The following is a 9,077-nucleotide window of genomic DNA, read 5'->3' on the forward strand; positions in this document are numbered from 1 at the left end:
AAAATTTTTCCAACCAAGCGATAGAATCAAAATCAAGATGGTTGGTTGGCTCGTCTAGAATCAATAAATCCGGTGCTTCAATTAGTACTTGCGCTAAACCAACACGCTTATAATCGAAAAGGTTGTCCCAATTGACGAGGCCAAAAAAATTGCCCCAACAGTTACAATTGAATCATATCCCATAGTAATAAAAACCGGCGCTAAAATCGGATAAAAAGCAACCGCCTCTTCTTCAATGCCACAAAGTGTTCCACCAAAGGCCAGTAAAATAGCAACCATAAAGACTAAAATGAATTCTTTTCCTTTAGATTTTTTAGTCAGGGATTCTAGACCTGATTCAAATGCACCTGAAGCTTTTACAACACCGATCAATCCTCCAAGAACAAAAATAAAAATCATAATATCGACAGCCTGCATAGTCCCATTAACCATATTAGTAAATATTGAGTAAAAACTAGCAGGGTGTTGTTTGAGCCGTTTGTAGGTTCCTGGAACTGAAACCGGTTTACTGATAGCGCCTGATTTAAATTGGTCAATATCAATTTGTACATTCAACTTCTTTAATGAAGCTTGAGTAGCAGGCATAGTGGTTTTCTTTCCACTTGGCTGCATAACTGTTAATTCATTATGCCCATAAGTCAATTTAGAATAAGAACCTGCTGGAATAAACCAAGTTAATAACACTGAAATGACCGTTAAAAAAAACAGAATTGTAAATGCACCCGGCATTTTCAATTTCCATTTTTTATGCTGTGGTTGTTCAACAGTTGCATCCATAATCTTAATCTCCTTTGTGTATAGAATAATTACTCTCTTATCATTAAAACTATGCGTAATTTTGAACAAGTGTATAATGATAAAAGATAGCCGGTATAATACGTCTTCCGGCTAATAATATTTAAGATTATAGAAAGCGCTTTCTAATAAATTCAGCAAAATTCAAAAAAATTCCGAGGTATTTTATGCTTAAAAAGAACAACATTCTTAGTTTTCACCGTTGGCAACGAATTATTATTGCTGCCAGTTGTGTTGCCCTAGCTTCTCAAATTGAGTTTAATGCCTTTTTTCCTGGCTTCATTATTGCTTTGTCAGCCTTATTATTGCCGGTTTTTCTTTATTTCAACCAGGACCTTAATCCACTTCAATTTAGCTTAGCCATTGCTATTGCTTCACCTGTTTTTCGCGGCATTGTTTTATTATTAACTCATAATACTTATCACGTAATTAATTATACACTGGCTGATATTTTATATTTTTTCTCCTATTCTTTAATCTATTATTTATTATATTGGCAACGCCATTTTCATAATAATTCTGCTTTTTTCTTAACAATCGTTCTTTGTGATTATGTTGCTAACTTAGTCGAAATTGGCTTTTTAACTAAAATGAGTGGCTTTTCACTTCACGTTGTTGAACTTGTTTTCCTCGTAGCAATTCTTCGGACAATAATTGCTACCTTACTTGCTTTTATTTTTCATTACTTTCAACTATTAATTGTCCGCAACGAAGATCATGAACGACAATATTATCATTTTATCTGGGTAGCCGCAGCTGTGAAAAGTGAAGTTTACTTTATGAAAAAAGCAATTAATGATATTGAAAATGTCACTAAAAATGCATACTTATTAAATGAACGGCTAAAAGTAAAACAATTACCAGAAGAACAAAAGATGGCCTATGAAGTTGCCCAACGAGTTCATGAAATTAAGCATTCTTATCAAGATGTTATTAAAGGATTAGGTGATTATTTCAATGACCAAAATAATGTTCCTATGCAAATGAGTGATATTCTTAAAATTGTCAGCTCTCATTCTCAAGCAATTATTCATTCTCGACAACTCAATATCAACCTAGTAGTACAAAATGAACTCATAGCAACAATTCCTGAACATTATTACTTAGTAACGATCCTTTCCAATTTAATTATCAACGGAATCGATGCTATTGGTAAAAATCACAATGGTGAGATTTTAATTAAGGTCATTAGTCAAGGGGAAAATGTCCAAATCATTGTTCACGATAATGGTCAAGGTATCCCCCAAGCAATGTTGCCCTTAATTTTTAAAGCTGGGTTCTCTACTAAATTTGATCAATCTGGTGATATTTATCGCGGTATTGGTCTATCCAACGTTTATTCAATTATTCATGATCAATTTGATGGACATATTAAAGTTAATTCACAAGAAGGCATTGGTACAACATTTACTATCTCATTAAATAAAAAAATTTTAATTAGTAAAGGAGGACAAGTAAAATAAAATTTTACATTGTTGATGACGACCAGGCAATATTATTCGTCTTGCAAAATATTATTGAGCAAAATTTTAATGATGAAGTAGTTGGTATGAGTACTAATCCTCAACAAGCACAAGCCGATATTCAGTTCCAAGACGTTGACATTGTACTTGCCGACCTTTTAATGCCTGAGCTCTCCGGCATTGAGTTAATTAATGCTATCAAGGCTATTAAGCCCAACATACATTTTATTATGATTTCTAAGGTACAAGATGATGAATTACGTACAAAGGCTTATCAAGCTGGAATTGAATTTTTTATTAATAAACCAATTAATTTAATTGAAGTTAAATCGGTGATTGCTAAAGTCGAAAAAAGCATCCAGATGAGTCGACAATTATTATCAATTTCAGCAATGGCTAAACAATTTAACGAAGAGGATAAACCTAACAAGCAAATTTCTATTAGTGAACACGCTAATGTTATTCTGAAATCATTGGGAATGGCAGCCGAACTAGGTAGTACTGATATTCTTAAAGTAATAAAAATTATGAACCATACTGGTGAACATTACCGAAATATTGATTTAACAGCCCAAATTGGGATTGACAAACATGATAAGAAAATAATGGTACAACGAATGCGTCGTGCTATCAGAGTAGGCCTAATTAACCTTACTAATCAACTGATTGACAATCCTGATGATGAACAAGCTAAACATTTTGCCAATGTTCTTTTTGGTTACGAAAATATTCATCGACAAATACTTTATCAGCAACATAATCGTTCTACAGGAGGACGAGTGATTATGCAGAATTTTATGGACGGCTTATTAGATGAAAGCCAAAGTTAACAGGGTAAATATGTACAATGCTATAATCTAATTAGTAAGGAAGTGAGCATTATGGATGAAGGGCAAATCATTGCTCGACCATTAGTTACCATTACTAATGTTATTTGGAGCTTTAATCCGGAGCTGCATAAGCCCCAGATTCTATTAATTAAGAGGGCGGCGGACCCTTTTAAAGGTCATTGGGCCCTTCCAGAAACACTTTTACGTCGAGACGAAAGTGCTGATGCTGCTTGTATTCGTTTAATCAGTGACAAGATTGGCCTTCGGGTACCATTAAATGCCGCTGAACAGTTAGCCACTTTTACCGATCCGCAGCGGGTCAGCGGTACCCGGGCCTTGGCTCTGGCCTACATGACTTTTCTTCCCACCATGTTGCCACTACACCCTGGTTATGGTGCCACCGATGCTCAATGGTTTGTCCTTCAAACCACAGTTCTAACACCGAAGCTGGTCCATAACCGACAAATTTTAACGCTTGACGAACATAGTCAATTAGCCTTTGACCATGTTCAGATTATCTGTACTGCTATTACCCGAATCAAAAATAAGCTTGACTACCAACCTAATATATTGAAGATACTTGGTCAGAGCTTTACCCTTCGCCAAGCTCGTGAAGTTTACGCCACTTTTCTTGGTACTACTGCCGGACAAATCGATAATTCTAATTTTAAGAAGACGCACGCGCATTTATTTGAGGAGATTGGCGTTGCGGTCACTAAGCACTCGGGGCGGCCACCCAAGCTTTATCAATTAAAATAACTTGCATTCATCAAAAAATTGGTTACACTAAAGATAATAAAAGTTAATTATACTTTTATTTTACTGTAATTAAAGTATTTTTTACTTAAAAGGAGTGGCAGTTTTGTCTCTTGAATTATTAACTGACCTTTATGAATTTTCAATGGCAAACGGTTATTATGCCGCCTTACCCCACGATCGTCAGGCCCGATTCGATGTCTTTTACCGGCGTGTTCCCGACAATGGTAGTTTTGTCGTCAGTGCCGGTCTTCAGCAAGTTATTGAGGAAATTAAAAATTGGCATTTTTCCGCCGATGATATTGCATACTTGCAATCACTCAAAGAATTTTCCCCAGCATTTTTAAATTACCTCAGCCGTGTTCACAACCAATGCACGGTTAAAGCTTTACCCGAAGGTACTCCTGTTTTTCCTCGCGAACCCATCATGTCAATCACTGGTCCGTTGGTTGAAGCCCAACTCCTGGAGACCCTGGTTTTGAACATTATCAATCACCAGTCCCTAATTGCTACCAAGTCTTGGCAAATCAACCATGCGGCGCAAGGACGACCCATCATGGAATTTGGCGCACGGCGAGCACAAGGCCCCGATGCCGCTACTTATGGTGCTCGAGCCGCTGTGATCGGTGGTTGCACCAATACCTCGAACTTGTTAGCAGCTAGTCGTTTTAACATCCCCGCTGCCGGAACGATGGCTCATGCGTGGGTAGAGAGCTTCCCCGATGAGCTCAGTGCCTTCCGCGCCTGGGCGCATGTCTATCCAGATAAGATTTCGTTGCTCGTTGATACCTACGATGTCCTCACTTCTGGGGTACCAAACGCGATTAAAGTCTTCAAAGAAGCCCGTGCTCATGGCCATGAACCAATTGGCATCCGTATCGATTCCGGTGATATTACCCAGTTAGCTACTAAGGCCCGTCAGATGCTTGATGCCGCCGGTTTTCAAAATGCCAAGATTACCGCTTCGAATGCTCTCGATGCTCAAGTCGTTAAGTCACTGCTTGATGAAGGAGCACCAATCGATAACTTCGGGATCGGTGAACGCCTGATCACCAGTTCTTCTAGTCCCGTCTTGAGCGGTGTTTACAAGCTGGCCGCTGAAAAGGTCAACCACCAGTGGATACCGAAGATCAAGGTTTCCGATAGTCGAGAAAAGATTACCCTTCCTGGCGATAAACAGGTCTACCGTCTCTATGACGAAAATGGTAAGGCTTTTGCTGATGTGATCGCCCTGGCCGATGAGAAACTAACTACTCCATTAAAAGTTATCAACGCTGATCCGCAAGCCACCAATGCCACGAGAACATTAACTGATTTTAAGGCAGTTCCCCTACTTAAGGATTACTTATCTGCTCAACACACCCTTACCCCAGAAAATGATGTCTTTCAAATTCAAAAATATGCTAAGTCAAAATTATCAGAGTTGCCAGAAGCTACCAAGCGCTTAGTTAATCCTGATCGTTACCCCGTTTATCTAACCACTAAACTAGCCGCTTTACAGGAAAAATTAATTACTGAGCACCAAGTTAATAACTAAACTACAAATAGGCAATGATAGTCTTAAAAGCTATCATTGCCTATTATCTATTATTTTTCTTGAGCTTCACGGCCAGCCAAGAGCGCTAAAAGCACGGTCAAAGTCATCATAACGACTGCGACTACCATTGCAACACTAAATTGACGCTGAATGCTAATAGCTCCAACGAGGGCCGAAGCCACATTAACCATTAACGCCAAGCCCAGAACTCCCCCAATTTGGTGAGCCACATTAACCAGACCAGAGGCGGTGCCACTCTCTTGAGCGGGGACATGGTAAATACCCATATTAGTGGTCGGCGCTAACGCCAAACCTTGTCCCAAGCCAAGAATAAACATTGGAATACCAACGCTCAACCAATAGCCACGGCCAATCATTGTTAGTGTAAGGGCAAAACCAACCAACATCGTGATAGACGCGATGATTAAAACAATTTTATTACCCCAGGCATTTACTAGTCGTGGCACAACCATTGCTGCCAAGAAAAGGGTTACCGATAAGGGTAGATAGGCAAAGCCAACCTGAAGGGGTGAATAATGCATTACTTGCTGCAAATATTCGGAAACAAAGAACCAGTAACCAAGAACAGCCCCATTTAAGATTAGGCGGCAGAGGTAACCATCCGTTCGCACCCAGTTATGAAAAATTGACAATGGTAAAAGTGGATGCTGACTGTGATGCTCAATAATGACGAACACAGCCATGATTAGGATAGCGACTCCCAACGTTAATAAAGGCTGCTTAGCACCATTTAGGGCAAAGACCAACATGCCACAACCTAAGACTGAGGTAATTGTCCCCAGTAAATCAAAACGCTGATGAGCTTCCAAAGCGGTAGTTGCTTTGAGAGTTTGCCACGATAAGAGAAGCATTACCAAACAAACTGGAACATTAAGGTAGAAACCCAATCGCCAAGACCAAAGGCTAGCAAAAAGTCCTCCTAGAATCAGACCGATACTAGAGCCAAGCCCAGCAACTGAACTATACCAAGCAATAGCTTTCACCAGGGCTGGGCCATCAAAATAATCAATTAATAGGGCCATACTGGTAGGCGCTAGCAGGGCTGAGCCAATCCCTTGTAGGAAACGGGCCCCGATCATAACCGGTCCACTGGTTGCCATCCCCGATAATAGGGATCCAACCAAGAAAATTACCAGTGCAATGTTTAAGATGCTGCGCCGACTAAAGGCATCACTCAATCGACCACTTAAGAGCAAAAAGCTACCAAAGGCTAAGCCATAGGCATTTTGAACCCAGGACAGGCCAACCTGGTTAAGCGAAAGATCAGCGGCAATTTTGGTCAAGCCGGTGATCACTAGGCAATTCGACATCGCCGTCAACAGGTAACTCAACATTGCAATCGTCAAAACAATTCGTTGTTTTAAATGCAAATTTTCTCCTCCTCCATTATCGGAATATATTCCGCTTATTGACAAATGGTATAATATCCCCTAGAAGTGAATTTGTCAATAATTACAAAGGAGCGTTCACCATGCGAACAGACGCCGCTAAAAACCGGCAAAAGATTTTCCGGGCTACCAGTCACTTGCTGGAACAAAGTAATGGTCAACGAATCACAATGGCTCAAATTGCCCAAAAGGCTGGGGTCGGAATTGGAACCCTTTACCGTAATTTCCCCACCAAGGGTGATCTCTTCATTGCCCTCGCCTATGCCCAACTTGACGAATACCTAGTAGCTCAAGAGGCAATGTTTCAACAAAAGCCAATTAACCGGCAAACAATTAAACAGGCCCTTCGCCAGTACCTTGACTCTCGTGAACGCCGGCAACGTTTACTGCCGACCGGGAGTCTTGAATCCATTTCACGATATTACCAACGCCCCAATTACCGACGCCTCCACCAACTTTTTACGACCTTAATTGGTCACTATGACCCCCACCTCGACCAGCAAACGATTAGCTTTCGGGCAGATATGTTGATTTCCTGTTTGCGCGCCGACAGTTACCATCTCCAACGCAATGCTCGTCATTTAACCCCCCAGCAAATTCTGGACCAACTAATGGCACTATTTTTTCCTAAAATTAAATAGGAACCAACCTCTTTTAAGATTGGTTCCTAATTTTTAATATCTTTCAATTAACTTAATGGTTATTATTATAATCCGATTCAGGCTTTAACTTATTCGCACAGCCATTCACTTCATTCTTTTGGGATTGATTGACATAGTAATCGCTGATCAGGCGATCAATCGTCAGGTGTTTAGTAGTTGTTGGCGTCTCAGCAACTGACTCATCACCTTCAGGATGAACGTACTTGATAGTTACATCATTGCCATTTTGCTTAAAGTAAAGCCAACCGGTCGGATCTCCATTAGCAGTTACGTAACTATAACCTGCCCGATTATCATTATTATGGTCAGTTCCATACCATAAGCCATCATCAATGCCTGACTTAAACCAATCAGGCATAGCATATAGCGCCACGAGAGTTCCTAATTGTTGGGTACTAAGATTCGTATTGGAATTACCAGAACTGTGAGATGAACCTTGCTGGTGAGTCTTAGGATCCTCTTTGGCAAGGAAGTGATCGAGATTAATTGTCCGACTATTTTTATATAAGGTCACCGTATGCCAATTGCTGTCACCACTTAATACCAATTTGCCATTATTAAGCTTAGCGGTTAATGGACTAGTAACATTACTATTTTGAAGATTCAGAGTATAGGTATTAGTTCCGGCTTTCTTCCAAGTCAGCTGGTCATCCGTATTGGAATTTTCCGGATCCGCATAAACATAGCGACCAGTCCCGTTCGCATTTAAACTCATCGCTACATCATTGGTACTATCTTTATAAGAGCCAGTAATTTGGTTCTTTTGAATGGAACTAGAAGTGGATTGCCTTGTATTGCCCAGGCTAAAATTGCCACCATGCGACTGACGGACAAACATGAATGCCCCGATCACAATTACCAAAATTATTAAAGCAATTAACCAAAAGTGTGACCGTTTACGACGCGATGGAGATCCACTTGCCTTTGCTGATTGTCGCAATTCCGCACGAGAATGATCATTGGTTGTATCCTGATGACTATTGAAATCATAGCCACAATTACTACAAAATTTTGCTTCAGCAGGATTCCGGGTTCCACACTTTGGACAATATTTCAAGATAAACTTCCCCCATATTAATGAAAATAATTAAAATCATAATAATAGTAGTATGAACTTTAATTCTAAACTAACTAGTTCCTTAAATAAATAATTATAATTTCTAAAGCAAATTCAAAACAAAATCATTGAAAAGCAGCTATGTAATGCAGTTCTAAACATCATTAATCTGAAGTACATCTAAAGCCCATGTATATGAAGGTGATCTTACTTAATTGTTTTAGAAATTAAAGTATATTCAAAACTCAGATTTGTACCTTACGATCAGCAATTCAGTTCTAAACATCATTGATCTGAAGTACACCTAAAACCTAATCAGTTCAGTGCTATCGCCATCAAATGTTCTAAACATCATTGATCTGAAGTACACCTAAAACCTTCTTGATAATCTAATTACCTTACAAGCTGTTCTAAACATCATTGATCTGAAGTACACCTAAAACGGATTTGAATAGGGCTTCGACCATCTCGCTGTTCTAAACATCATTGATCTGAAGTACACCTAAAACTAAATTACGAGTTAAACGAACCGGTGATTTGTTCTAAACATCATTGATCTGAAGTACAC

Annotated in this window: 7 protein-coding genes, 1 pseudogene and 1 CRISPR repeat array; of the genes and pseudogenes, 5 read left to right on the forward strand and 3 right to left on the reverse strand. The window is 39.5% G+C overall.

Going from position 1 to position 9,077, the window contains the following annotated elements; translation table 11 throughout:
* Positions 1-105: 105 nt before the first annotated feature.
* Positions 106-777 (reverse strand): annotated as a pseudogene (locus ACEYV4_RS08110) (YfcC family protein); the annotation flags it as partial.
* A gap of 185 nt (positions 778-962) precedes the next feature.
* Here ACEYV4_RS08110 and ACEYV4_RS08115 point away from each other — a divergent pair.
* The 4 genes from ACEYV4_RS08115 (at position 963) to ACEYV4_RS08130 (ending at position 5,381) form a co-directional block, all read left to right on the forward strand.
* On the forward strand, positions 963-2,258 hold the full coding sequence (locus tag ACEYV4_RS08115; protein WP_373842815.1) for a sensor histidine kinase: 1,296 nt from the start codon (positions 963-965) through the stop codon (positions 2,256-2,258).
* Positions 2,259-2,266: 8 nt separating this feature from the next.
* Complete coding sequence (locus ACEYV4_RS08120) at positions 2,267-3,088, forward strand: response regulator (protein WP_373842821.1); 822 nt, start codon at positions 2,267-2,269, stop codon at positions 3,086-3,088.
* A 51-nt stretch (positions 3,089-3,139) separates the two neighbouring features.
* On the forward strand, positions 3,140-3,847 hold the full coding sequence (locus tag ACEYV4_RS08125) for an NUDIX domain-containing protein (RefSeq protein WP_373842816.1): 708 nt from the start codon (positions 3,140-3,142) through the stop codon (positions 3,845-3,847).
* Positions 3,848-3,950: 103 nt separating this feature from the next.
* Positions 3,951-5,381 carry a nicotinate phosphoribosyltransferase gene (locus ACEYV4_RS08130; protein WP_373842817.1) on the forward strand — a complete coding sequence of 477 codons (1,431 nt, stop codon included), beginning with the start codon at positions 3,951-3,953 and terminating at the stop codon, positions 5,379-5,381.
* A 50-nt stretch (positions 5,382-5,431) separates the two neighbouring features.
* On the opposite strand, the gene ACEYV4_RS08135 is transcribed toward ACEYV4_RS08130, so the two are convergent.
* Positions 5,432-6,772, reverse strand: coding sequence for an MFS transporter (locus tag ACEYV4_RS08135; RefSeq protein WP_373842818.1), 1,341 nt, complete (start codon positions 6,770-6,772; stop codon positions 5,432-5,434).
* A 101-nt stretch (positions 6,773-6,873) separates the two neighbouring features.
* Between ACEYV4_RS08135 and ACEYV4_RS08140 the strand changes: the two genes are divergently transcribed.
* Positions 6,874-7,431, forward strand: coding sequence for a TetR/AcrR family transcriptional regulator (locus tag ACEYV4_RS08140; RefSeq protein WP_373842819.1), 558 nt, complete (start codon positions 6,874-6,876; stop codon positions 7,429-7,431).
* A 52-nt stretch (positions 7,432-7,483) separates the two neighbouring features.
* On the opposite strand, the gene ACEYV4_RS08145 is transcribed toward ACEYV4_RS08140, so the two are convergent.
* Positions 7,484-8,509, reverse strand: coding sequence for a DUF3642 domain-containing protein (locus tag ACEYV4_RS08145; protein WP_373842820.1), 1,026 nt, complete (start codon positions 8,507-8,509; stop codon positions 7,484-7,486).
* 274 nt (positions 8,510-8,783) lie between these two features.
* Positions 8,784-9,076: direct repeats of the CRISPR family, unit length 29 nt; unit sequence TGTTCTAAACATCATTGATCTGAAGTACA.
* The last annotated feature ends 1 nt before the right edge of the window (position 9,077 follow it).

This window comes from Limosilactobacillus sp., from assembly GCF_041859915.1.
Lineage (GTDB): Bacteria > Bacillota > Bacilli > Lactobacillales > Lactobacillaceae > Limosilactobacillus.

What these genes read in the sequence shown, in the direction of transcription:
- ACEYV4_RS08115 (WP_373842815.1), top strand. Translation starts at nt 963, where the DNA reads ATGCTTAAAAAGAACAACATTCTTAGTTTTCACCGTTGGCAACGAATT.
- ACEYV4_RS08140 (WP_373842819.1), top strand. Translation starts at nt 6,874, where the DNA reads ATGCGAACAGACGCCGCTAAAAACCGGCAAAAGATTTTCCGGGCTACC.
- ACEYV4_RS08125 (WP_373842816.1), top strand. Translation starts at nt 3,140, where the DNA reads ATGGATGAAGGGCAAATCATTGCTCGACCATTAGTTACCATTACTAAT.